The sequence below is a fragment of the Paenibacillus rigui genome (genome assembly GCF_002234615.1).
Classification (GTDB): domain Bacteria; phylum Bacillota; class Bacilli; order Paenibacillales; family NBRC-103111; genus Paenibacillus_S; species Paenibacillus_S rigui.
The window spans coordinates 1-25,577 of record NZ_NMQW01000018.1; the positions used below are offsets into that span (position 1 = coordinate 1).

16 protein-coding genes are annotated in these 25,577 nt (G+C 51.0%); 15 read left to right on the forward strand and 1 reads right to left on the reverse strand.

Annotated features, from left to right (window positions below; all coding sequences use genetic code 11):
* The 14 genes from CF651_RS13545 to CF651_RS13615 all read left to right on the forward strand — a co-directional run.
* The coding region (locus tag CF651_RS13545; RefSeq protein WP_179232801.1) for a transposase at positions 1 to 397 on the forward strand (397 nt) is incomplete at its 5' end.
* Between the two features lie 51 nt (positions 398 to 448).
* Positions 449 to 811: an HNH endonuclease signature motif containing protein gene (locus tag CF651_RS13550; RefSeq protein WP_245855886.1), complete on the forward strand. Its 363-nt coding sequence runs from the start codon at positions 449 to 451 to the stop codon at positions 809 to 811.
* 25 nt (positions 812 to 836) lie between these two features.
* The gene (locus tag CF651_RS13555; RefSeq protein WP_094015404.1) at positions 837 to 1,307 is read left to right on the forward strand and encodes an SMI1/KNR4 family protein; all 471 of its coding nucleotides are present in this window, start codon (positions 837 to 839) and stop codon (positions 1,305 to 1,307) included.
* Positions 1,308 to 1,705: 398 nt separating this feature from the next.
* Positions 1,706 to 3,487: a cache domain-containing sensor histidine kinase gene (locus CF651_RS13560; protein ID WP_245855887.1), complete on the forward strand. Its 1,782-nt coding sequence runs from the start codon at positions 1,706 to 1,708 to the stop codon at positions 3,485 to 3,487.
* Positions 3,480 to 5,084, forward strand: coding sequence for a response regulator (locus tag CF651_RS13565; protein ID WP_094015406.1), 1,605 nt, complete (start codon positions 3,480 to 3,482; stop codon positions 5,082 to 5,084). The genes CF651_RS13560 and CF651_RS13565 overlap by 8 nt, the downstream gene beginning before the upstream one ends.
* 160 nt (positions 5,085 to 5,244) lie before the next feature.
* Positions 5,245 to 6,564, forward strand: a complete 1,320-nt coding sequence (locus tag CF651_RS13570; protein ID WP_425436263.1) for an ABC transporter substrate-binding protein — start codon at positions 5,245 to 5,247, stop codon at positions 6,562 to 6,564.
* A gap of 87 nt (positions 6,565 to 6,651) precedes the next feature.
* Positions 6,652 to 7,587 carry a carbohydrate ABC transporter permease gene (locus CF651_RS13575; protein WP_245855888.1) on the forward strand — a complete coding sequence of 312 codons (936 nt, stop codon included), beginning with the start codon at positions 6,652 to 6,654 and terminating at the stop codon, positions 7,585 to 7,587.
* 2 nt (positions 7,588 to 7,589) lie between these two features.
* Positions 7,590 to 8,420: a carbohydrate ABC transporter permease gene (locus tag CF651_RS13580; RefSeq protein ID WP_094015408.1), complete on the forward strand. Its 831-nt coding sequence runs from the start codon at positions 7,590 to 7,592 to the stop codon at positions 8,418 to 8,420.
* Positions 8,421 to 8,825: 405 nt separating this feature from the next.
* Positions 8,826 to 12,749: a heparinase II/III domain-containing protein gene (locus CF651_RS13590; protein ID WP_179232802.1), complete on the forward strand. Its 3,924-nt coding sequence runs from the start codon at positions 8,826 to 8,828 to the stop codon at positions 12,747 to 12,749.
* Positions 12,746 to 13,948, forward strand: a complete 1,203-nt coding sequence (locus CF651_RS13595) for a glycoside hydrolase family 88 protein (RefSeq protein ID WP_094015411.1) — start codon at positions 12,746 to 12,748, stop codon at positions 13,946 to 13,948. Before CF651_RS13590 ends, CF651_RS13595 begins: the two co-directional genes overlap by 4 nt.
* Positions 13,949 to 13,993: 45 nt before the next feature.
* A complete protein-coding gene (locus CF651_RS13600) occupies positions 13,994 to 16,099 on the forward strand; it encodes a glycoside hydrolase family 31 protein (RefSeq protein WP_245855890.1) in 2,106 nt (701 codons plus the stop codon).
* 37 nt (positions 16,100 to 16,136) lie between these two features.
* Entirely contained in the window at positions 16,137 to 19,547 is a 3,411-nt protein-coding gene (locus CF651_RS13605; protein WP_094015413.1) for a hypothetical protein, read from the forward strand.
* 215 nt (positions 19,548 to 19,762) lie between these two features.
* Positions 19,763 to 22,051, forward strand: a complete 2,289-nt coding sequence (locus tag CF651_RS13610) for a glycosyl hydrolase family 95 catalytic domain-containing protein (protein WP_094015414.1) — start codon at positions 19,763 to 19,765, stop codon at positions 22,049 to 22,051.
* A gap of 93 nt (positions 22,052 to 22,144) precedes the next feature.
* Entirely contained in the window at positions 22,145 to 23,719 is a 1,575-nt protein-coding gene (locus CF651_RS13615) for a GH39 family glycosyl hydrolase (RefSeq protein WP_218827844.1), read from the forward strand.
* A 431-nt stretch (positions 23,720 to 24,150) separates the two neighbouring features.
* Here CF651_RS13615 and CF651_RS13620 read toward each other — a convergent pair whose 3' ends face one another.
* The gene (locus tag CF651_RS13620) at positions 24,151 to 24,339 is read right to left on the reverse strand and encodes a helix-turn-helix transcriptional regulator (protein WP_094015416.1); all 189 of its coding nucleotides are present in this window, start codon (positions 24,337 to 24,339) and stop codon (positions 24,151 to 24,153) included.
* Positions 24,340 to 24,567: 228 nt separating this feature from the next.
* On the opposite strand from CF651_RS13620, the gene CF651_RS13625 reads away from it, so the two are divergent.
* Positions 24,568 to 25,542, forward strand: a complete 975-nt coding sequence (locus tag CF651_RS13625) for an ABC transporter substrate-binding protein (RefSeq protein ID WP_094015417.1) — start codon at positions 24,568 to 24,570, stop codon at positions 25,540 to 25,542.
* The last annotated feature ends 35 nt before the right edge of the window (positions 25,543 to 25,577 follow it).

Genomic DNA, 25,577 nt, shown 5'->3' on the forward strand with positions numbered 1-25,577 from the left:
GGTAACGGCTGATCTGAAGCCCATTTACAAGGCAGCTTCAGAAGAAATGGCACTCGTCGAGCTTGATCGGTTCGAGGAAACCTGGGGAACAAAGTACCCGCTCATCCTTCGCTCTTGGCGTAATAACTGGGATGAACTAGCGACCTTTTTTAAGTATCCACCCGAAATTCGCAAGCTCATTTACACGACCAACATTATTGAAAGCTACCATCGTCAGCTTCGAAAGGTAACCAAAGGGAAAAGCATTTTCCCAACGGACGAAGCGCTCTTAAAAATGCTCTATCTAGCCACCATGGACGTCACTCGAAAGTGGACAGGCCGTGTCCAGAACTGGGGACAAATGCTGCTCCAGCTATCTGTTTTCTATCCAGATCGCATCAGCCAGCACCTGCGCTGAAAATTTTTCTCCCCTCGGGGAGAAGTCTGTAAAAGAGTTTACACAAAAGATTTGACAGACCCAGAGAAGTTATCGATTAAGGAAAAGAAAGCTATTAAAGACGCTGCAATTGCGAAAGGTTTAATACCTGAGGTTAAAGTAACTAAAGTTGAAGGAATGAAATTTGGATTTGCAGATTTTAAGAGTGCAGGAGTTGTTCATGAAACTGTTGAGTTACCTGAGTACTTATGGAAAGCCTCTGACTCAGAACAATTTAAATGGCTCGATGAAGCTATAGGTGGAAATAGACCAGGAATGACTTGGCATCATACTGAAATACCAGGTAAAATGGAATTAGTAGAAACGGGGATACATGATATAGTTCCACATAATGGAGGAAGAACTACTGGGATGTGGGCAGATGCACCACGATAATTATAAATTATAAGGGAGTGAACATATGAATATTATTCATGATACAATTGTCCATCCTTTACCAGGAGATGCTTATTTAAATAAAGAAGAGGGAATGTGGAGAGTTAATTTACCTATTCAGTATAGGGAGTTTATAAAAAAAAATAACGGTGGAGTTCCCGAACAAAACTCATTTATAGCAAATCATCGTTCATATGCAATTGATAGGTTTCTTTGTATTCTCGAAGATGCAAATAACAATAAGTTTGGTGTATATGATATTGATGTTACTCTTACGCGTATTGAAGACAGACTTACTGATAATGAAGACTTAGTAGGGGTAGAACTACTCCCTATTGCTTCTTTGTTTTCAGGTGATTACCTTTGTTTGGATTTTAAGGTGTCGAATGAAGCGCCTTCTGTATGTGTATGGAGTCATGAAGAATCTGGTGAATTAGAACCAGTGTCGTATATAGTTAGTTCAAGTTTTGAGGAGTTTTTGGAATTGTTAAGTTAATTTCTAGATATATATTTTACCCAGTGCTGAATGAGTTTCATCATTCAACCAATAACAAACTTAATCCATGTAATATCCATTTAAAGATTTCTCGAAGTTGTTGTACGCACGCCAATGCTTTACTTTTATAACTTAGAATCGAGAAAATAACGCCTGAAGGACGGAGCACAAGCAGGCTTCTTTCTGAGTCTTAGAAAACCTACCCACCCAAAAACGCCGCGAGGCGTTTTTCGTCTGTTCAGCTACACCTCCCCCTCCGCATACCTTCTAAAAAAAGAGCACGTAATCCTTAAATAAGCTCATTCCAAATTTTGCAAGCCTCAATTATAATGTGGGAGCCTTATCTATTCTGTTATAATAATGATACTTTATTTCAAGCTGGGGATGGAGCGGTAGCTGTGGGCAAATTCAATATTTCCAGGTGGCGCAACAGTATTTTTGCCAAATTCACGTTTTCCTTTATCCTGATCGGGTTAATTCCGCTGCTGGTCATCAGCTATATTTCTTTAAGCACGTTCAGCAAATACATGGAGCGGTACACGGTTAACAATTTTGAACAAATGATCCTGTTTGCAAGTAATAATATGACCGATATGTACAACAAATATAACAATATATCCAAATTAATGTATTCGTACGGGATTCTGGGCAAGTACGGTCAATTAGGGGAAGCGATCGCGGCACAAGTCGACATGAAGGACGGCAGGCTGGAATCGACTGTCGATGACTTTTTGCGGACAGTGCTTTATACGGACCGGTATTTGGAGAACGTTTTCTTCGTGTTTCCGGATGGCACCTTTCAAAGGCTGACGAAGGATAGCAAAGTATTCGACTACCGGTATCACTATCCCGACCCCGCGTGGGAAGCGCAGCTCAAACAGAATCGCCAAGCATTAGCGTTCTTTCCGACGCATCCGGAGCAGTACCATGTCGGAGTCAACAGTCAGGTGATGACCTTCGGACGTAATCTGACCAATGTTCTGGGGACGACGGCGCTGGACGGACCGGTTGTGGGAACCTTGTATATGGATGTAAGTCTGAGCGCATTCGATGAAGTATTTCAGAGAATCGTATTGAACGCGAATGACATTGTATATGTAGTCGATGCCAAGGGGACTGTGCTGTACAGCAACAAACGGGAGCTGATCGGCAAAGCGTACGTCCCGATAGCTTCGGAGGAGTATCTCCATATCCGGCAGGACGCTGCGGAGAACGGGTGGACGATTATCGGCGAAGTGTACAAGGAGGAAATGTTTCAACGAATCACGCAAATCATGGGCATGCTGCTGATCGTAACGGTCATCTGCGCCGTATCCTTAATGCTCGTTGCGCTATGGTTCTCGAACCGCTTCTCGGGTCCGATCCGCAGTATTACCAAACAAATGTCCAAGGTAGAATCGGGTAATTTCAATTCTTATGTCGCCGTGCAATCCGCGGATGAGATTGGTCTGCTTGCCCGTGGCTTCAATAAAATGGTGGAGCGGCTGCAAAACTATATCGACGAAGTCTACGTCGCACAGATCAAGCAAAAGCAGGCCGAATTGAATGCGCTCAAAAGCCAGATCCGGCCGCATTATTTATACAACACGCTTGAGGTGATCCGGATGAGTGCGGTGGCCAATGATGACCATGAGGTAGGGGAAATGATCTTATCGTTATCCCACCAGTTAAAATATGTTCTGGATTCCGGAGTGGAGACGGTGAAGCTGCTGGAGGAGAAGGCGAATATCGATCAGTATTTCCGGTTAATGGAGTTCCGGTACGGCGAGCATCGACTGGCTCTCGATTTTCGGTTCGATGCCGAGGTGCTGCAGTACAAGGTCCCGAAGCTATCGATTCAGCCGATCGTTGAAAACGCTATTTATCACGGGATTATGCCGAAATCAGGCAAAGGGACGATTCGAATTACGGCCGAGAAGCTGGCGGATGACAAGCTGTGCATCACGATCGACGATGATGGAGTGGGCATGTCTGAAGAGGCATTGGAGCGGGTTCGACACAAGCTCACAGGCTCGCCGGTCAGTGAGAGCTCAGGCGGGATAGGGATTAAAAATGTGCATGAGCGAATTGCCGCTTTATATGGTGCCCCTTATGGGATCGAGATGAACAGCAGCTTGCATATCGGTACTTCCGTCCGAATGATGATTCCGATAGTGAAAGAGGTGAGCGGGGATGCTTAAGGCCATTCTGGCTGACGATGAACCTATGATTATCCGCGGTCTCCGTAAGCTGATTCCTTGGGAGGAGCTGGGGGTTCAGATTATAGGTGAAGCCTGGACCGGCAAGTCATTGATGAGCCTGGTGGAGGCCGAGAAGCCGGATCTGGTCATTTCCGATATCAGCATGCCGGATGACACGGGAATTGATGTAATTAAAGAAATTCATCGGCGGCAGCTGCCGACGAAGGTCATTTTTATAAGCGCATTCCAGGAATTTTCCTACGCGAAGGATGCGCTGGCCTACGGTGCCGTCGATTATTTGGTCAAACCGATTGAGAAAAGTTTGCTCATCTCGGCAGTCCAGAAGGCCATTACCCAGCTGAACGAGGAAAATGAAGAAAGATCGTCCAAGGGCAAGCTGGCTGTCTATGAACAGAAGGATAAGAAGACGCAGCTGGAGGATCTGTTCGACAGGCTGACAGAGGGAGATATTCGCAGCGAGGAAGCGGAACGCCGGCTGGAGGCGCTGAAAGCCGATTTTGCTTCGGACACGAATACTGTAGTTTTGATTGAAGTCGAACAGCTGCAGTCCCATACAGGAAGCTGGGGAGAGCACGAGAAGCGTCTGCTGCTGTTTGCGATGACCAATTTGGCGGACGAGCTGATTCACCAGAAATATAAGGGATGGATCATCCGGAAATCGGACCGCCTTTGTGCAATTATTAACCATCCGTTCGACGCCGATCTGTTTGCTCTGGCAGAGGACATGGTGGACAAAATCAAGTTGTATTTGAAAATTGCCGTAACCGTAGGTATGGGAACATCCATAAGAGGACTTGGTCATATCCAAAGCTCCTACGATGCCGCCCAAGAGGCATTAAGTCTAAGCTATTTTACAGGCGGCGGCAGGGCGCTCTCGGAATCTGTAACAGGAGAGGAAGCGAAGGAGCGGGAGGGAGAGCAGAACCCGGCGAAGCTCAAGCAAGCGGTCACTCAGGCTCTTCTAATGAAGGAGGAGGGTAAAGTGCTCGAAGCGCTTGGGCCGTTGTTCGAATCGATTTCTCGTTCCTCCAAATGGAACAAGCAGGCGGCCGTAACGAGCTGCTATACCTTTTTACTTGAGCTGACAGAAGAATTGACGGAGATGGGTATTCCGGCGTCTATCAAGCGGGAGCCCCAGGAGCTGCTTCAGTGCATGCACGAGCATCCGCGCTTCGAGGGGTTAAAGGCCTGGGTGACGAAGTACATCCTCGACGTACTGGAGCAAATCAAGCAGTCGGGCGGCAGCAAGGAAATTCACCAGATGAAGCTGGTCAAGGAGTATATCGAGCAAAATTTCAAAGAAAACCTGTCACTCGACAGCATGGCGTCGATGGTGTTTATGAACCCTTACTATTTCAGCAGCTTCTTCAAAAAGCATACGAATCAAAATTTCAAGCAATATGTGACGGAAGTCCGGATGAAGGAGGCCGTCAAGCTGCTGCTCCAAACCGATCTGATGGTCTACGAGATTGCAGAGCAGGTCGGATACAACAACGCAAGACAGTTCAGCGATATGTTCAAGAAGCAATTCGGCAAGCTGCCCCAGGAATATAAGAACATGAGCCAGAATAAATAAAGCCAGCTCCAACTCCGCTCGAAACCGATAAGGGAGGCGGAGTTTTTTTTTCTTAAAATGCTGCACATCGCGCTTAAAAAACCGCATTCTAAACGACAGACGCGTATGGTAGTCTTGAAATATAGAAAAGAAAGAAATCATAAAGGGAGGCATCAACAAGATGTTAAAGAAAATGCTCAAAGTTGTGGCAGGGACATCGGCACTGACCCTGGTTTTATCCGCATGCGGAGGCGGCGCCCCCAGCAATACGGCCAGTCCCGCAGAGACGGCTCCTGCGAAGAAGGAAGTATCCTTCTCCATTGCTTACGCCATAGGTGACCCTGCGACCAAGCAAGCCATGGCTACGGCTGTAGACGCTTTCATGAAAGCGAATCCTAATGTGAAAATTAAAAATATCAGTGACGGCGGATCGTCGGCATATCTGGATTTTCTGAAAACAAAGGACGCTGTGGGGGAATTCCCTGATTTGGTAGAAATGCGCGATGCGCAGCTGTTCGCCGATGCCGGCAAGCTCGCGGAGCTTCCTTCCGATATAGCGGGGCTGTTCGACAATGTACCTCAAGTGAACGGCAAGGTTTATGTGGCGCCGATTTCTTTGACCTTACCTCAGGGCATTATTTACAGCAAAAAGCTGTATGAAGAAGCAGGCATTAAAGAAGAGCCGAAAACGTATGCCGACTTCCTGACCGCTCAGGAAAAGCTGAAGGCTAAAGGTGTATCCCCTATCGTTGTCGGAGGCAAGGACGTATTCCACTGGGGCTTCTGGATTAATAAGTACTTTGTCGATGAAATGTTCGTGAAGAACCCGAACTGGAATGCCCAGCGCTCCAAGGGACAAGTCAGCTTCACCGATGAAGGACCGATGAAGGCGATGCAAAGCTTCACGGAGCTGTTCACCAAGGGCTATGTGGACAAAGGCTACTTGAGCACAGCGGATAACCAAACCGCTTCCATGTTGGTTACCGGTAAAGCCGCATCGCTGTTCTCAGGCCCTTGGATGTTCGAGCAAATCAAGCAAGCCGATCCGAAATTTGATTTCGGGTGGTATCCGGTGCCGGATCAGCAGGGAAATGTGAACTTGGTTGGACTTCCGCAGCCGCAGGGCTGGGCCATTTCGGCGGAAGCAGCCAAAAGTCCGGAGAAGACGGAAGCGATTAAGCAGTTTATTTCCTTCTTCTTCAGCAAGGACCAATACACGAAATTCCTGAAGGCCGTGAATGGGGTCGCAGCGACCAAAGAAAAAATCACGTATGAGACCATGCCGCAAATGCAGAAGGTTCTGGACGTGATGGCGGATCCGAAAGTGAAGAAATCGCTCCAAATCAACAACTTCTGGGGAGATAACCAAATTCCGCCGCAATTCCGCAACTGGTTCTATAAATTGGCTCAGGAATGGCTGACCAAGGGTGATTTCAGCGTGGATTATATGAAAAAAGCCGATGCCGAATGGGATACCGAAGTCAAAGCGATGAAGAAGTAAATGTTAATGCAATGTTAATACACAACCATGGGATGCAACCTCTGCTGCTGCAGAGGTTCTCCTTTTATATGGATAGGAGTGAGTATAATGGCGAGTACCCAACTGGTGAAAGGACACGGAATGACGAGCGCACAGGCTGTAAAGAAAAAAAATGCCTGGCTCTCCTATGCCGTGCTGTTTATTCTCCCAACGTTCGTTTTGTATACCTTGTTTGTTATTGTACCGACCTTCAGCAGCATTTACCTTAGTTTTACATCATGGGACGGCGTCAGCCCGGACATCCGGTTTATCGGCTTCGACAATTTCGTGGAAATGTGGCATAGCGAGCGGGTGCACAATGCGCTTAAAAATACGCTGATTTTATCTGTCGTGCTCGTCGTTCTGGAAAATGTGACGGCCATTCTGCTGGCCATCCTGGTCGATCAGGTCCGCTGGCTTCGCAATTTTTTCCGCAGCATTTTCTACTTCCCGGTGCTGCTCAGCGGGATCGTGATGGGTTTTGTATGGACGATCATTATGAACTACAACTTCGGTGTCATTTCACAGCTGCTCGATAAGCTCCACCTGGGATTTCTCAAATTGGATTTGCTCGGGGATCCGAAGTATGCGCTGCTTGCCATTATTATTACGACAGTTTGGAAATCGTCAGGCTATTACATGATTATTTATTTGGCGGGCCTGCAAGGAATTCCGCAGGAATTGAACGAGGCCGCTGCTATTGACGGGGCGAACCGCTGGCAGCAGTTCCGCCACATTACGTTCCCGCTGCTTGCCGGGGCGATGACGGTTTGTGTCATGCTGTCGATGATTTCTTCGCTCAAAATATTCGATCAAATCGCGGTAATGACTGACGGGGGGCCTGGCTTTGCTACCGAGACGCTCACCTACATCGTGTATAAAGTCGGCTTCGGCGAGCTGCGCCAAGGATACGGTACAGCGCTTGCGCTTGTCCTGTTTATTCTGATTCTGCTAGTTTCCATTGTACAAATCCAGCTTTTACGCAAAAGAGAGGTGCAGATGTAGCTATGAAATCCCGTAATAAAATGTTTGACATCCTTCTCTTTGCTGTAACGCTTGTGCTGGCTGTTGTGTTCTTTTTCCCGATTTATTTCAGCCTGATCTCCGCTTTTAAGAGCAACGGGGAAATATTACGGAATGCGGTCGCTTTTCCGGACAGCTTTTATGTAGATAGCTTTAAAGCCTTGTGGACACAGACAAAGTTCCCGAGGGCGATGCTGAACAGTCTGATTCTAACCTTAACCTCGATTGCTTTGATGATCGGTGTCATTCCTATGGCGGCTTACGCCATCGAAAGAACCAACAAGAGGTGGACGCATCTGGTCTATATGTATTATTTGGCGGGGATGATGATCCCGTTTCAGGTGTACATGATTCCTTTGTTCAAAGAGATGAAAATGATCGGTCTTTACGGCAGCCTGGGCGCCCCGATCTTGATTTATATTTCCGGCTCCGTCGGGTTCGGCGTGCTGCTGTATACAAGCTTCATTAGAGGGATCCCTCAGGAAATCGAAGAAGCGGCTTCGATCGATGGCTGCTCGCGCTACGGTATTTTTTGGCGGATCGTGTTCCCGCTGTTAGGTCCTTGTACGGCGAGTATGGTCGTATTGAACGGGCTTGGGATCTGGAATGACTTCCTCATGCCGATGCTGGTTCTTCCTTCCGGGGAGCCGAAAACGATGATCGTCGAAATTTTCAAGTTTGTCGGAGAGCTGGCCTCTCAGTGGGATATGGTTTTCGCCGGTACCGCCATATCGATCGTTCCCGTCCTCATCGCTTTTATTGCCCTGCAAAAATATTTTGTAAAAGGCGTCGCAGCGGGAGCTACGAAAGGATAAGAGCCAACAAAGCCTCCCTGAGCTGCGCGGAAGCGCCGTGCAAGGAGGCTTTTTCACCACATAATAATTTAAAAGTTTCCAATGAGTCGGAAAACAAAATTCTTATTGGCGATAAAACCAACCGCTGAACGCGGTCGCTCATCTTCGCAAGGCTTCGATAGAGGTTTTCTCATGCTGCATCAGGCTATTTTCACGATGTTGAGGAAGCGAAGTGCTGAACACCCGCATGTTCGCAGGGGCGGAGCGTTCCTTTTTGAAACAAGTATCAATATTTGAATACCGGCAATGTTCACAATCCTTTGGATTATTCAGTTTTTGAACTACTCTTCGGAACGGGAAGCCGCTAAGATAGGCGGGAAGCAACAAGAGATGAAGCTTACTTGCGTCCAAGAGGGAGTGGTATCAGTGTCAGTGTCTTTAACATCTTCGTTGGATTCCATCGTTCGATTTGCAGAGGAGACGGCCCGGGAAGCGAGATGCGGTAACGAACCAGGTCAGTTTCTTGAGGAGGCGGTCCAAGCCTTCCTTCATTCCATTCGCAGCGCTGGGGCTGCCCAGAATGGCGAGGAGGCAGCCATACGTTCGATAAGACAGGCCGCGGATGTTTTCCTGAATTCGGTTCATGTCTCCGATCAGGTTATCGATGCCAAACAACATTTGCTGGCTTACTCCGTCTACCGGAGGGAGTTGAACCGCCTGGTATGGCAGGCCAAAGCCTGCCTTTTGGTCGACACCGAAAGCTACACCGAGGGTGCGAAGACGGCGCTGCGAGATTCATTGGAGCGGGCGGAGGCGGTATTAAATGGAACGTACCAGGTGCCGTTCGTCCGGAACCGGGAGTTCCATCAGCCGAGACCGGATGAGAATATTCAATTTGCAACCGAGTATTGCTCTATGGCTCCAAGCTACGGCATGACCACGTACGGGCTAAGACCGGCACTGGCATGGTACGAAAACGAGCATATTCTTATGGGCACCTACCGGACGCTGCATGTCGGAACAAGCTTTTCGACGTATGTGTCCGCACTGGCACCGGATTGCTCGTATGCCGGCAAGCGTACGGTAGAAATCGATCAAGGCCATATTGCGTATGTCCAATTTCCGCTCAGCGGCATGCCCCAAACGATACGGCAAGCCAGGCTGAGGCTGACCAATCATCATATCGATGGGAAAAGGCTGCTGCTTTACTTAGCCCCTCATCTGACAGCAGAGGGAGTTACCTATGCGGATGTAGCGAACAATGAGGACGGCTCCCCTGTTCCGGGAACCCTGTTGTCCGAATTTCATATCAACTTCCGTGATCGTCCCGCCTATGTCGATATTACGAAGCCGATCACGAGCAAGCTGGCGGCCAGGGCAGCCTCGGTCACCTTTGCTTTGACGAACGAGCCCGGGGCGGTTGCCTGCGGATTTTATACCAAGGAGTACTCCGATGAGTCCATGCATCCGGTCATAGACATACGGCTGCAGGAAGTGGATGAGCAGAAGCTGGAGCAGAAGGCCCGTTTTGTACTGAATCAGGCGAAGCGGATGATTGACAGCGTGGTCATTGGTCAAGCACTGGGGCAATACCCTGAGGCGTCGGTCCTGGGGCTGCGTCAGGCTATATCGGATGCCTGGAAGCTCCAGGCTTCAGGCAAGGCCGACAAAATCGGCCATGCGCTTGTGAAGGTTTACAATGCGATGCGTACGATGAGATACACCCAGGTTCTACGCAGTGCTCTCGATCCGGCTGCCGATCTGTTTTTCGATCAGGAAAGCAGGACCAAGCTTCAAGAAACGGTAAGCACCTCACCGGTGCTGAAGGCAGAGTATGGGAAGCTAAAGGAGCTGTCCGACGGGATGAGCCTCGAGGACATACGGCAGTATGATCTCTTGCTGCAGGAACGGCCAGAGCCCGAGGAGCTGAATGCTCGATTTAAGCTATGGAGTGTCTCGCCGGTGCTTTCCTTTACGCCGCCGGAAGGCACGGAGTCGGCTGAGTTAAGGTTCGTGCTTCCTTCGGACAATCATGAGGAGCACGGGCGGCTCGGGCATATTTGGATCGACGACGTCCAAATCCTGCCGGCGAACGCAACGAATCTGGCCATCGACAATTCGGGCTTCGAGCTTGAGGAAGACGGCCTGCCGGCGGGCTGGAAGCCTTGTGCCGTAAAGGGCGAGCCGATCATGAAATGGGAGGACCGGCCCCATTACGTAAACGAAGGGCAGCGTTCGCTTTATATTTGCAATCCGACGGCTGCGGATGAGGGCTCCTGGGTGTATGAGAAGGAGCTGCCGATGCAGGGCGGGATGGGACACACGATCAGCTTCCATGCCAAAATCGACGGCAAGCTTGCCAGCGGCGTCCATGCTGTCCTTGCCTTCAAGGATAAATCAGGTGCAGTTATTGGAACGTACTGTGGGGTGCATAACAAAAAATCGATGCTGGGCAACGGGAATGTCAAGTTCTCGCTTCTGTTTCAGGCGGATGCGCTCGTATACGCGATCACCGGAGACCGGTCTTATGCGGACAAAGCAAAAGCCCGGATGCTGTGGATGCTGAACGATTTTTGCCAAGGCGTCGAATTCTGGCTCGTTACCAATATGCGCCCGGACGGAATCGACGCCTACGGCGCCGTACAGGGGGGACGTATCGCCACAGTTATTGCATCGGCTTATGCCATGATCAGACCCGCGGGGGTTTTTACGCCGGAGGAGCACAGGACGCTGCTGGCGCGGGTAGACTACCTGCTGCGCGACCTGCTGGACCTGCGTGACCGGACGGAAATGGGCGAGTACGCCGCTCATTTGCATACGAGCAATTGGCACACGGATATGGCGGCGGGGGCGTCCATGCTGGCCTTGGCCATGCCGGAGCTGCCCCATGCCAGACAATGGTTTGACAATGGGAGGGCCATTCTGAAGGGACAGCTCGACTATCATGTCAACGAGGACGGCTCCTGGCCCGAATCGATCCGGTATTTGTTTGCGGTCATTCCCAGATATGCGGGGTTTGCCAAGGCGTTGCGGCATATGACGGGGGAAAATTGGTTCCATGGAACGAAGCTTGCCCGCATGTTCGATTTTGCCGTATCCGTTCAAACGCCGCCGTACGCTTACTTCGGCGGGCGAATCGCCACACCGAATTTCGGGGATCACATGCTGGACGACGGCAGAGGGTATGCCTCTCTCGGCCTGTTCATTGACGAAGTGGGCTCCACGGATACGGCGCTTGCCTCCCGGATGTATGATACTTGGGTGAAAGCGGGACGGCCTCTTGCCTCTTACGGTCATGAGAGCAGCGTCTTGGACAATTTCTTTATCCCTGCCGGATTGAAGAAGCCGGGGGGAGCGCCTCTAAAGCTCGATTCCGAGGGATTCGCAGATATGGGATTATATCTGTTCCGCCACCGATTCGGTGAACCGGAGGAAGGCTTTGTTTCCGTCATTTCCAATGCGGCGCCCATCGGTCATGGCCATGCGGACCAAGGCTCGTTTATTTTGTTTGCCCATCAAACGCCAATCGTTGCGGACCCGGGAGTAGAGAGCTATTTTGACAGCACCTTTGCATGGTACACAAGCTCCAATGCCCATAGCACGGTGCAGTTCAGCTATCACGGTCAATATGTGAATACTCCGCGCACCAGCGAAATGCAGGTATTCCAAACGTCGGAGCTGATGGACTACTGCCGTATTCGCGTTGCAAACAGCGAGGGAGAGGGGACGCAGACCCGTCATTTGTTCTACGTGAAGGATGAGATCAGTGCGCTGATCGTCTGGGATGATATACGCGGAGCCAGGGAAGGGACGATATTTAACCTGCCGGTTGCGGCGGTTCATTCGGACATTGAAGGGAATCGGGCCTTGTCCAAGGGCCACTACGACGTTGATTTGGAGACGGTATTTCTGCTCCCAGAGCAAGCGCAGCTTGAACAGGAGTGGGGCAGGTGTAAGGCAATGGCCCCACCGGTGAACGGGGCTCATCAGCTCAATTATATTCGCATAAAAGGAAACGCGGATGCGTCTTACCTGGCCGTGCTTCATCCGCACAAGGCGGGGACTGCGGGACTGCAGACGGAGAAGCTAGAGACAAATAGCAGCATAAATGCATGGAGGATCGGCCTTGCTGAGAGGTTGCGGATGGTCCTGCTCGTCAATCCGGCAAGCGAAGAGGCAGCGGTGCAGCTGCCTGCGATGGAAGCGGCATGGATGGATATGATGGAGGGAACGAATCACGCCGCAAGCGAGGGTCAGGTAACGATAACCTTGCCTGGCAGAGGAAGCCGCATCTTCAGGTTGTATGGAACAAATTGTCATTTTAATGAAGGGGTCGAGCATAGCAAATGAGAACTACAACGGCAATTACGAAAGAAGAGCTTCGTTCAGATCGGTTCCCGCTTCAGGGGAACGTCGATGAAGCTTGGGTTCAACAAGCGATACGGCATGTTCTAACCAAAATCGATCAAAATATAGAAAGACTCGGGGACCGGTTCCCGTCAGCCTCCACGCAGCATTCGCGCTATCAGGCTGTGACCGCGGAGGAGGTTGACTGGACGGAGGGCTTTTGGACGGGGATGCTGTGGCTCGCCTACGAGGTAACGGGCGATGAGAAATATAAATCCATTGCAGAACGGCACGTGACCGAGTTCAAAGCACGGATTGAACAGCGGCACAAGACGAACACCCATGACCTCGGCTTTCTCTATTCCTTGTCTTGCGTGAGCGCCTATAAATTAACCGGTCATCTGGAAGCAAGGGAAGCGGCTTTACGGGCAGCGGATGTGCTGATGGAGCGTTACCACGACAAGGCGCAAATTATACAAGCATGGGGGGATCTGAACCATCCGGAGGAGCAGGGCCGTATGATCATCGATTGCAATTTGAATCTTCCCCTGCTGTATTGGGCATCTGAAGAAACGGGCAATAAAGCTTATTATGAAGTGGCACGAAATCATATTCATCAGGCCGCAAGCTATATCGTACGGGAGGATGCATCGACGTTCCATACGTTTTATATGGACGTTCATACCGGCAAGCCTGTACAAGGAAAGACGCATCAAGGCTACAGCGACGATTCCTGCTGGTCCCGGGGCCAGGCGTGGGGCATCTACGGCTTCGCTTTAAACTATGTGTATACCCGGGATGCCGGGCTGCTTGAGCTGAGCAAAAGGCTGACCCATTATTTTCTCAACCGGTTGCCTGAGGATGACGTATGTTATTGGGATTTACTCTTTACGGAAGGAGATGCGCAGGAAAGAGACAGCTCGGCAGCAGCGATCGCCATATGCGGCCTACTGGAATTGATTAAATATTTGCCTGTTACGGACGTGGAGAGTGCCGTTTATAAACAGGCTGCGCTTGCGATGCTCCAATCGCTGGAGCGAAGCTATACGACCGGGCCGTCGGAGGAGCAGCATGGCGTGCTGCTGCATGCGGTATACAACAAGCCCCGTGGCATGGGAATCGATGAAAGCTGCCTGTGGGGAGATTATTACTATTTCGAAGCCTTGGTTCGAGTTTCGAGGGCATGGAACCTGTATTGGTAAATAAAACATGAATCAAACCATATGATAAACGAGGTGTAGTGTAAATTGAATCGAAACCATGAAGAGGACAAAGTCATGCAGCAGCTGGCCAACGGAGTGTGGAGGCTTCAATCGGGACAGCCGGAAGCGCACACGCCTGTCAGCCTGCGGGAGACGGAAATGAAGACGGAGGCGCTGGAGAAGCTGGCCTGCGAAGGTCGGCCCCCTTTTACCCTGGAAGAGGTTGCCGTTAAGCGAACGGCCAGAGGTGTGAACATTGAGCTGCCTCTGGGGGCGGAGGAGCAGATCTACGGCTTCGGGCTGCAGCTGCACCGGGTTAACCATACGGGCCGGAAAAAAGTCATCCGTGTCAACAGCGACCCGATTGCGGATACAGGTGACGGCCACGCGCCGGTGCCGTTCTATGTATCGACGGCCGGCTATGGCGTGTTTGTGGATACCTCCAGGTATGCCACCTTTTATTGCGGGACGAATTTGCCCAAAGGGGCTTCGGAGCATAAGCAGTTCGAGACCAAGTCCGTTGCTACCTCCGAAATCGAATTGTACGGCTATCAGACTGCCAGCGGCGAGCGCAGTGTCGTCATCGATGTCCCTTTCGCGGAGGGCATTCACGTTTATTTCTTCGAAGGCCCTGATCTGATCTCCGCGGTGCAGCGCTACAACCTGTTCTCGGGCGGCGGATGCCTGCCGCCTCTGTGGGGACTTGGCATGTGGTACCGGGCTTATAGTGCGGCCCGGAATGAGGATGTGCAGCGGTTGGCGGAAGGCTTCCGCAACGACCGGATGCCTGTCGATGTGTTCGGCTTCGAGCCGGGCTGGCAGACCAAAGCGTATTCCTGTTCCTTTGTTTGGGATGAAAGCCGGTTTCCAGAACACGAGAGCATGCTGGATTCATTGTACGGCATGAATTACAAGGTAAACCTGTGGGAGCATCTGTTCGTCCATCCGACCTCGCCGATGTATCAGGCATTGAAGCCTCATTCCGGCAATTACGAAGTATGGGAGGGCCTGGTGCCGGATCTTGCCGTGAAGGAAGCCAAGGAAGTCTTCGCTGACCACCACCTTCGCGAGTTTGTCGACAAAGGCATATCGGGCTTCAAGCTCGACGAGTGCGACAGCTCGGACTTCGTCCATTCGAACTGGTCGTTTCCGGATATCGCCGAGTTTCCGTCAGGGATGGACGGGGAACAAATGCACAACCAGCTCGGTACGCTGTACCAGGCGGCGGTGCAGGCTCCGTTCGAGGTGGCAGGCAAAAGGACGCTTTCGCAGGTGCGCTCTTCCGGCGCATTGGCTTCGCCGTTTCCCTTCGTGCTGTACAGTGATCTGTACAACCATAAAGTGTTCATACGCGGCATCGTGAATAGCGGCTTTTCCGGGTTGCTGTGGACGCCGGAGGTCCGGCAGGCCGAATCGCCGGAGGATCTGATCCGTCGGATTCAAACGGTCGTGTTCTCCCCGCTGGCGCTGTTAAACTGCTGGCGAATTCCGAATCCGCCGTGGATGCAGGTTGATCGGGAAAAAAATGTGCGCGGGGAGTTTCTCGATAACTATGAAGAGGTTCGGGACGTGTGCCGGGAGCTGTTTGAGCTTCGGATGTCGCTGATTCCCTATGTGTACTCAAGTTTTGCAAAATACAGCTTTGAAGGACTTCCGCCTTTCCGCGCGCTTGTGATGGATTATCCGGACGACCCGAATACGTACGGCATAGACGATGCCTATATGATGGGTGAGTCACTGCTGGTAGCTCCGATGGTGACCGGTGAAACAAAACGCAGCGTTTATTTGCCAAAGGGCCGCTGGTGGGACTTCTGGACGAACAAACCGTATGAGGGCGGTCAAACCTACGAATGTACACCGGGGCTTAGGCATATTCCGGTATTTGTGAAGGATCAAACGCTGCTTCCGCTTGCGAAGCCTCTACCTTATGTTTCGGACGATTGCACGTTCGAGCTGACGGTCCGTGCTTACGGATCGGCGCCGAGCGATTGCCTTTTGTATGAAGACGACGGAAGTTCATTCCATTACCGCGAGGGCGAATATAACTGGGTGAAGCTTTCCTGGCATCCGGACCATCAAGGAGCCATTGCGCATAGCGGCAATTACGACGGATGCAAATATAAAGTTGTCAGCTGGGAAGCAATCCGGTAATGGATAAACATCACATAGGACAAATCGAGGTGAACGCATGAACCGAATCGATCTGCTTCGCGATTGGGATAATACAGGCCAGAGAACGGATCAGGGGTATGCACTGAAGGATGCACTGCATATCCGATTTCCGGCAGCCGCAGATGCCGTAGGATGGTATCCTATAGGCTTCGAGAGGGGCAACGATACGGCGCTGGAAGCGATGGGATGGTACGGCCTGAAGCTCTGCTTGCGGACCCGATCCGACGAAGCCTTCGTTCAAATTAAGGCGAATTTCGCCGACCGGAGGACCATTACCGCTACGGTAGCCCTGGCGGGAGCCGGACTTCATGATCAGGTTAAGGTGAAGCTTTCCGATTTCGAGATCGAAACCAGCAAGGCCAACATTTGGAGATTTTTGCAGGGCTTTGAGCTTCAAGGCGAGGCTGAGCTCGTCTCGGCAAGCCTGACCCGAGGCCATACCATATTCGTCGAAACCGGTGTGCTGGGAAAAGCGGGAGACGCGAATGAAGACATCAGCTACACGTTCCGTGTGCATAACTGTACGGAGAAGAAGCAAAGCGTTGCGGTGAAGCAGCTGTTTAAAGGCTGGGAATCGCTGCTGGCCGATGTGCGGCCGTCCCGGTTTGTGCTGGAGCCGGATGCCCGGCAAGAGGTCGTCGCCAAGGTGAGGGTGCACGATAACATGGTTGCCGGGGGCCACGAGAACACCATCCTGCAATTTACACCGAACGGGGATGCCGACAGCTCGGTTCAAGTGGAATGCAAGACGTTAAGAAGGCTTCGGCATCCGTATATTTACCATAACGGGCACCAGTGGCAAGAGACGAAGAAAAAAATCGGGACGTATCCGCAATTTCAAGCAGGGTATGACAAAATCATCGCCGATGCGGATTCATGGGTGGTGACGCCCCCTGTTCACGAGCGGGATTACTGCTATAACACGAGCGAAGAGCACTTTATGATGTCTGCGGCATATGCCTATGCACTGACGAGGGAGGCTCGATACGCCGAAAAGGTGGCCCGGTTTTTCCGTTATTTTATCGACGAAGAAACCGGGTATCCGAAGAAGAAAAAAGGCTGCAGCCAAAGCTACGTGCAGGAAGGGCACTTTTTCCAGCATCTGGCGATTCCCTATGACATCATTTATGACGCGGGCGTCCTTACGCCGGAGGAGCATGCAGGAATCGAGAACGTATTCCGCATCTACATGGACATACTGGATCATCATTTGCAGCAGGGGCATATTTCCAACTGGCTGCTATCCGAAATTACGGGAGCGGTGTACTGCGCCATGGCGATTCAGGATATAGAACGCGTCGAGCGTTTTGTATTCGGCGCGGGCGGCTCCATAGATCACCTGAGATACGGGCTATTTAACGACGGCTGGTGGCACGAATGCTCCGTCGGGTATAACACTTGGGTATCTTCGATGTACATCCATACCGCCCACGCGCTGCTGCCCTTTGGCTATAACCTTGTGCATACCCATTTCCCGATCCCGTTCAACGACGAAGTCGACAGCACGTATGGCGGGAAGGACATTCCAATTCGGTTCGGAATGGCGAACAAGAAGTGGGGAGGCAATTCCAAAAATTACGTATGCATCAAAGATATGTTCGATGCGACGATCCCTTTTCTGGATTACAGAGGGGTACTGTTCGGAATCAGCGACTCGGACGAGAAGAAACTGGAAGGCGCTCATTTTGGATCCACCTTCGACCTGGCTTACCACTATTATAAGGATCCGGAATACATTCCGGTCATCCGCCAGAACAGCTATGCAGACCCGATCTTCGGGCATGGGGAGCTGCCTGCCTACGAGTCGGCCTACATTCAGAAAAATGCTTATGCGGACAACGTGGGGGTAGCCATGCTGCGCAGCCGGACGGAGCACAGGGAGCCGAAGGATCAAATCCAGGCCGTCATCCGGTACGGTTCCCACGGTTACGCGCACGGGCATTACGATAAGACCGGAATCCTGTCTGTCATGCGTTATGGCCGGAGCTTTTTTAACCCGGAGCATGTCTGGTGGGGCTATCATCATTTTATGTACAAATTTTATGTACAAAATTCAATGACCAAGAACATGGTCGTTGTCGATGAAAAAATGCAGGTGCCGAGCGATTCCAAAAGAACGTTGTTTTATAGCGGTCAAGCGATTCAGGCCGTAGCCATCGAGACGCTTGCCCCGTGGTCCTACCCACCTTATGGCGGGATGGTGTACAAGGATAACGAAACGCTGGAAGAAAGATGCCGCATGAACGCCAGCTCGCTGCCCCAGCTGAAGGAGGCGCCTCCTTATGGGGAGCTTTCCGATTTCACCGAGCCGATCAGGCAGAAAAGAGTGATGGCGGTAACGGATGATTACCTCGTGCTTTTTGATTATGTACATGGCGAGCGGGAGCATCAATACGACAGCCTGTTCCAGATCAAAGGCTTCAAGGGCTTAAAGGCCCGGCAGCTGGACTACATCAAGCATACCAGCCAATGGACGGACAATCCGCTCTCCGACGCCCAATTCATTACGGATTGCCACTGGTACAACGTATCCGGCGGAACGAGCGTTGCAAGCTTCGAAACGATCTTCGGTGAAGGCGAGGATCTTCGAGGCACAAGAACAGCGCACAACACCCCCGGTTTGTTGAAAATGGATGTGCATACCGCTTGGCCGCACCAGTCGCTGCAGATTGCCGGCAGAGCAGCAGAGTCGCATGGTATCGCGATTCCGATGGCGTACGGGGTTGAGGTGGATGGCGAGGTGAAGGCGGAGGGTGCATTCGGGGCATGGCTGCTTGGCGAAGGCCGATGCGACATTGAGCTTCACGGGGCTAGGTCTTTAACGCTGCGCGTAAGAAACGATCCAACGTATAACGAGCAAAAATATCCCGAGAAAACGAAGCAGGCGCTATTCTGGGGGGAGGCTTATCTGCTTTGCGCGGACGGTAAGAAAATCCATCTGTGCGATGTCGATTTCATGAGTGAAAATATCGATCCGGGCTTTGGCATCGGCAAAGATTACGAGGGGGGCCGGGTCACGATTATTGGCAACGAATACCCTTATGCGATTCCGACGAGTCCGGTCGATCATGCTCAAGAGGGCGTCATTACGGTAGATTTAACCGGAATCGATGCGGTACGTTTTGTCGGGTTGATCGGAGCGGATGCGTTCCCGGGCGACGAAGCCCAGCGGCGCACAACGTATGGGGTTCGCACGAAAGGCCGTACCGCACGGTTTGTCACTGTCGTGGAGCCTTTTGAAGCGGAAGCCATGATCCTGTCCGTTCATGCGGCAGATGAGAACACGGTTGAAGTGAAGCTGAGGGACGGAAGAACCCAAGTGATGACGGTTTACGACATCGAGGACGATTCCGCAGCCGTAAGCATGGTGGAAACCGAAACTGCCAGCGGCCGCATTCTCCGTGAGGAGCGGGCGGCAGGTAAATAAAGCAAGCTCCATGGACGATGGACGATCCGAATGCCCATTCCCTCCCTACACAAGAACGTATGGGTTTGCACATGAATGGACCGTCAGGATAAGGCAGGTGCGACGGGGAATGTTCTGGTTCCGGGATTCCAGTTTGCCTCTTCGTGTGAGGGAAAACCTAATATAATGAAAAGATCTTGCACGGAAGTTATTTATCATAATAGGAGCAGATCATAATGAAGGATTCTACAATTTGGTTTCAGAAGCCCGCTGAAAATTGGAACGATGCACTCCCCCTGGGCAACGGACGGTTGGGGGCTATGGTGTTTGGTCATGTTGCAAAGGAACGTATTCAGCTGAATGAAGACTCCGTATGGTATGGTGGGCCAATGGACCGGAACAATCCGGATGCGTTGCCTAACCTTCCCATGATCCGAGAGCTGATCATGCAAGGGAAATTGCAGGAAGCGCACGGGTTGGCGGTTACTGCCTTTTCAGGCACCCCGGAAAGTCAGCGGCACTATATGCCTCTCGCTGACCTGCAGCTTCATTTTCATGGACAAGAAGGAGAGGTAACCGAGTACGTACGTGCTTTGGATTTGTCAACAGGCTCGGTCTCGGTCCGTTATGAAGTCGGCGGTACGACATTTACAAGGGAATTATTCACAAGTTATCCGGATCAAGTGATGGCCATCCGGTTGACGGCGAACAAGCCCGGCTCGCTCTCTTTCCGTATTCGGTTAACTCGAACGAAAAACCGTCACATCGACCAGGTGGGTCGGCTTGGAAACGATACTTTGTTTCTACATGCCAATACGGGCTTCCTCGATAGCTCTACGTGTGTGAAGGCCTCAACGGATGGAGGAAAGCTATCGGCTATCGGTGAGTTTCTGCTTATAGAACGTGCGGATAGCGCTACGCTTCTGTTAACGGCGGCGACCTCCTTTCGTTATGAGCAACCGGGTGAGCAATGCCTCTCTGTATTGGACAAAGCCTCATCGCTGTCCTTTGACCAGCTGAAGGAGCGCCATCTGTCCGACTATCGGGAACTGTATGACAGGGTAATCCTGCGGCTGGGGGCCGAGGAGGAGAACTGTTTAAGCCAACTGCCTGTGGATGAGCGTCTGAAAAGATTTAAAGAGGGGAAAGAAGATGCAGGCTTGTTCGAGCTTTATTTTCAATTCGGCCGCTATTTGCTCATCTCCAGCAGTCGTCCCGGTTCATTGCCGGCCAATCTGCAGGGCATTTGGAACGACCAAATGCTTCCTCCCTGGGACAGCAAGTATACTATTAATATCAATACGCAGATGAATTATTGGCTCGCGGAAAGCTGCAATCTATCCGAATGCCACCAGCCGTTGTTTGACCTGATTGAACGCATGCGGGCGCCGGGCAGACGCACCGCGGAGAGCATGTACGGCTGTCGCGGCTTCGTAGCGCATCACAACACGGATATTTGGGCAGACACGGCCCCCCAGGATATGTATTTACCTGCATCGTACTGGCCGATGGGAGCGGCGTGGTTATGCTTGCATCTATGGGAACATTACGCATTTAGTGGAGATCCGGGCTTTTTGCGGGAAGCCTACCCGGCTATGAAGGAAGCGGCGCTGTTCTTCGTCGATTTCTTAATTCAAGGCCCTGAAGGCAAGTGGGTCACATGTCCATCGGTTTCTCCTGAGAATACATATATTCTTCCGAGCGGAGAGTCCGGTACTTTGTGCATGGGGCCATCCATGGACAGTCAAATCCTGTACGCATTATTTTCAAGCTGTATACAAGCAAGTGAGCAGCTTGGGGCAGACGAGGCTTTTCGAGCGCAGCTTGAGAATATAAAGGCGAATCTCCCTGAACCGCGTATCGGCAAGCATGGGCAAATACAGGAATGGATCGAGGATTATGAGGAAAAAGAGCCGGGACATCGGCATATTTCCCATTTATTCGGCCTTCATCCCGGAAACCAGTTCACGGTCCGGGGGACGCCTGAACTTGCGGAAGCGGCTGTGGTCACCTTGCGCCGGAGGCTGGCGAATGGCGGTGGCCATACCGGCTGGAGCCGTGCCTGGATCATTAATTTCTGGGCCCGGCTGGAACGAGGGGAGGAGGCGTATCATAATGTATCCGAGCTGTTGAGAAAATCAACGCTTCCTAACTTGTTCGACAATCATCCGCCTTTCCAGATCGACGGCAACTTCGGGGGCATGGCGGGGATAGCTGAGATGCTGCTGCAAAGCCATGCAGGAGAGCTACATCTTCTTCCTGCACTGCCAAAAGCATGGTCTGAGGGAGAAGTGAAAGGACTGAGAGCACGGGGGGGCTTCGAGGTACGGATGGCATGGGAACGGGGTCAATTGAAGCAAGCGGTTATCCATTCAAGTCTTGGCGGCATCTGTCGGGTAAGAACAGATGCCGCAATTGCCCTGACCACAGGTGGCGGCGTTCAAGTGATGGAGCGTGACCCCGTCAGCGAGCTGATTGAGTTTGCTGTGGAGGCAGGCGGAACCTATGTGCTGACGGCACTATAGCTTTCATTGTTCTCCGTTAACTAATCAATGCTCAATGATAAGCCACTTTACGAAGGTATACATTACAGTCAACAATAAAGGATGTGCATAACTTTGACGATACAAGAGATCAATATTTCGCAAGAGGGTAAGAAACTGACTCCTATTTGGAATAAATGTGTGGGAGCGGGAAGGGCTAACGAGGGACTGCGGGCCAATTGGCTGGAGCAGCTTCAAATGGTGGTATCGGAATGCGGATTTGAATATATCCGCTTCCACGGCTTGTTCCATGACGATATGTTCGTATACAACGAAGTGAATGGAGCGGTAGCTCACAATTGGCAGTATGTGGACGAGTTATTTGATCGCCTGCTCGATATGGGCATTCGTCCATTTGTGGAATTTGGCTTTACTCCAAAGGATCTGGCATCCGGGGAAGGAACCGTATTTTGGTGGAAAGGAAACGTGACGCCGCCAAGCTCATATGAAGCTTGGACCGAGCTAATTTATCAATCGGTTCAGCACTGGATTCAGCGCTACGGGATCGACGAAGTGCTTCAATGGTTTTTTGAAGTGTGGAATGAACCGAACCTGAGCCCGTTCTGGAAAGGAACACGTACCCAATATTACGAGTTATATAAATGCAGTGTCCAGGCGATCAAGTCCATTCATCCGAAGCTTCGGGTTGGGGGTCCTGCGACAAGCAACTTTGTTCCGGATGACCGGTTCGATGGGGATAGAGAAGATCTGAGCAAGCATCAAACGTTCACCTCGCCAAATATTGACGACGCGGAGTGGAGACCGGTCTGGGTAAAAGATTTTTTGGAGTATTGCAGCCGAGAGCAATTACCGGTGGACTTCGTATCCTGCCACCCGTATCCGACGGATTTTGCATTGGACGGACACGGCAACGGGCGCAATTATAGCCGCAGCGTGGAGGCGACTAGGCGAGATCTGACGCTGTTGAAGCGTATCGTGCAGGAGAGTGCCTTTCCGGAGGCGGAAATTCATTTGACCGAATGGAGCTCCAGTCCTTCCCCTAGAGATCATAGCCACGATCATCTGCCTGCTGCAGCTTATGTGGTGAAAGCTAATCTGGACGCAGCATCTTTAACCGACTCGTTGTCTTACTGGACATTTACAGATGTATTCGAAGAGAAAGGCGCAGGCGCTTCCATATTTCATGGCGGTTTCGGCATGGTGAACTTCCAAGGGATTGTCAAACCGACCTTCCATGCGTACCGCTTCCTGAATCGCTTAGGAGATATCGAGATTGACAGAGTTGAGCAAGGCATTGTCACCCGATCTTCAAAGGATGGACGCATTGCAGCGTTATTCTACAACTATGATCATGAAAGTGTTCCTACAGCGCCGCCGGTAACGAATAATCGTGAGGAAGCCGAGCAGGTACAGCAATCAGGGCGTCCTCGCTCACTACAATTGCAGTTGAGCGGGCTCAAGCCGAACAGTCTCTTCCGTGTCGAAGCGGTGGATGAAGAACACGGGTACGCTATCCCGCTATGGAAGGGCATGGGATTGCCTGAGCCGCCGAATCGGGAGCAGACTCAATTGCTTAAAGCTGCGTCACAGCGCACACGCCAATCCGCTTTATCCGCTGACGAGAATGGCGTTCTTCATTTAAATATCGAACTGGCACCGTGGAGCATTCTATTATTGAAGCAAGTGTAAGAGAACGGCGGGCGTTCCCGGAGACCTCCGGGCATGTCCGCTTTGTTGGTTTAGAGCATGTTGCTTCGCTATGACGCCGGAAGGCGTCTTTCTTTTTAACATTATAGAATTTATAAAATTTCAGGGTGGAGTGTGGAGAGATGTATCCCGAATATTACAAGGGTGTACATGGATATGAATACCGGATTGAGGATCGGTTAGGAAAAAAAGAAGTCGAAGGTAGCTCAAAGTAGAACAAAAAGGGAATGGATATGGGGTGGAAAAGCGATAGCGTCCGTATTTGAAATCGTGTTATTATCGCTACATAAATTTAAAAAACACGATTTCAAGAAACGGTTGGAGCCCCATATCCATTCCCCCCATGCTCAAACGTATTGGGTTAGACAAGGACCTGAGGCGTAGCCTCGGGTTTTTCTTAAGCCTGCCGGATGTCATGATTTGTAGAAATGACTCATATAAGCCGAGGGCGACTCGCCGAATACTTTCTTGAACACTCTGCTGAAATAGTAAGGATTCTGATACCCCAGCCGTTTGCTGATCTCCGATACGTTAAGAGAGGTGCTACGAATAAGCTCAAGAGCATGGTTCATCCTCAGCTTGGTATGTGCTTCAAAATGCATACTTCTGTTTGCTTGAGGCTCTGAGCCTGCTGCGGGCGGCCGGAGGAAGCATTCATCTTTTTTGTATGCGGTTCATGTAATCATTCAGTTTCCTTAAGGGCAGATTTAGTATATAAAACGGCTAAAATTAGATATGTACATGGCAAAGCTTGCCTTCTATAATTGATAATAATTATCAATATCAACTATGAAGGACTTGAGGGTCTAATAACGGGAGGAAACCAACCGATGAGAGTGATCAAAATGATGCTGGTGCTTATGCTGGCATTGGCCGTTTCGGCATGCGGAGCAAGCGGCGGGGCGAAGAACAGCGGTAGTCCGTCTGCGGGAGACGGGAAGCCTGGGCAAGCCGGTACGGAGAAAACCATTCAACACGCATTGGGTACAGCTGCGCTGAAAAAGAAACCGGAACGTGTCGTCGTGCTGTTCAATGGCGGTGTAGATATTGTAATTGCGCTGGGTGTAAAACCGGTTGGAGCGGTGGAATCTTGGGATCAGAAGCCATGGTACAACTATTTGCGTCCGCAGATGGAGGGTGTGAAGAACCTGGGGGATGAGACCCAGCCTAACGTGGAAGCCATCCTGGCCTTGAAGCCGGACTTGATCATCGGAGCCAAGAGCCGTCATGAGAAGATCTATCCCCAGCTGAACAGCATCGCCCCTACCGTTATTGTGGAAGAGTTGTTTAATTGGAAAGAAAATATGAAGATCGCTGCTGATGCTCTGAGTAAGCAGGACGAAGCGGCAAAATTTTTAAGCGATTGGGATCAACGGGTTGCCGAGTTTAAGCAAAAGGCAGGCGGAAAGCTCTCCAATACGGAAGTGTCCCTTATCCGATTTGAGAAAGACGGCAGCGCACGGATCTACGTCACAGGTTTCGCAGGGACGATCTTCAACGAGCTCGGGCTCAGCCGGCCGAAATCCCAGCAGCTAGAGGGGAAATCGGTTGTCAATCTTACATCGAAGGAGCAGATGTCACAGCTTGACGGCGATTTCATATTTGATATTACCCAAAGCGGCAGCGACCCTAATCATGCGAAATCCCAGAGCGAGTGGACGGCACATCCATTATGGAAGGGCTTGAAGGGCGTCAAGAATGATAAATATTTTAAAGTAGATGCCATAACATGGAATTTAAGCGGCGGTGCCTTGGCGGCGAAAGCGCTGCTCGATGATTTGTATAAATATTTTGATATTCAATAGGATAAAGAGCCCAATGGATGAGCGAGCATGCTCAT

Excerpts from the sequence above, each read along its gene's own strand:
- CF651_RS13565 (WP_094015406.1), top strand. The coding sequence starts at position 3,480 with ATGCTTAAGGCCATTCTGGCTGACGATGAACCTATGATTATCCGCGGT.
- CF651_RS13605 (WP_094015413.1), top strand. The coding sequence starts at position 16,137 with ATGAACCGAATCGATCTGCTTCGCGATTGGGATAATACAGGCCAGAGA.
- CF651_RS13570 (WP_425436263.1), top strand. The coding sequence starts at position 5,245 with ATGTTAAAGAAAATGCTCAAAGTTGTGGCAGGGACATCGGCACTGACC.
- CF651_RS13555 (WP_094015404.1), top strand. The coding sequence starts at position 837 with ATGAATATTATTCATGATACAATTGTCCATCCTTTACCAGGAGATGCT.
- CF651_RS13610 (WP_094015414.1), top strand. The coding sequence starts at position 19,763 with ATGAAGGATTCTACAATTTGGTTTCAGAAGCCCGCTGAAAATTGGAAC.
- CF651_RS13595 (WP_094015411.1), top strand. The coding sequence starts at position 12,746 with ATGAGAACTACAACGGCAATTACGAAAGAAGAGCTTCGTTCAGATCGG.
- CF651_RS13575 (WP_245855888.1), top strand. The coding sequence starts at position 6,652 with ATGGCGAGTACCCAACTGGTGAAAGGACACGGAATGACGAGCGCACAG.
- CF651_RS13580 (WP_094015408.1), top strand. The coding sequence starts at position 7,590 with ATGAAATCCCGTAATAAAATGTTTGACATCCTTCTCTTTGCTGTAACG.
- CF651_RS13620 (WP_094015416.1), bottom strand. The coding sequence starts at position 24,339 with ATGCATTTTGAAGCACATACCAAGCTGAGGATGAACCATGCTCTTGAG.
- CF651_RS13625 (WP_094015417.1), top strand. The coding sequence starts at position 24,568 with ATGAGAGTGATCAAAATGATGCTGGTGCTTATGCTGGCATTGGCCGTT.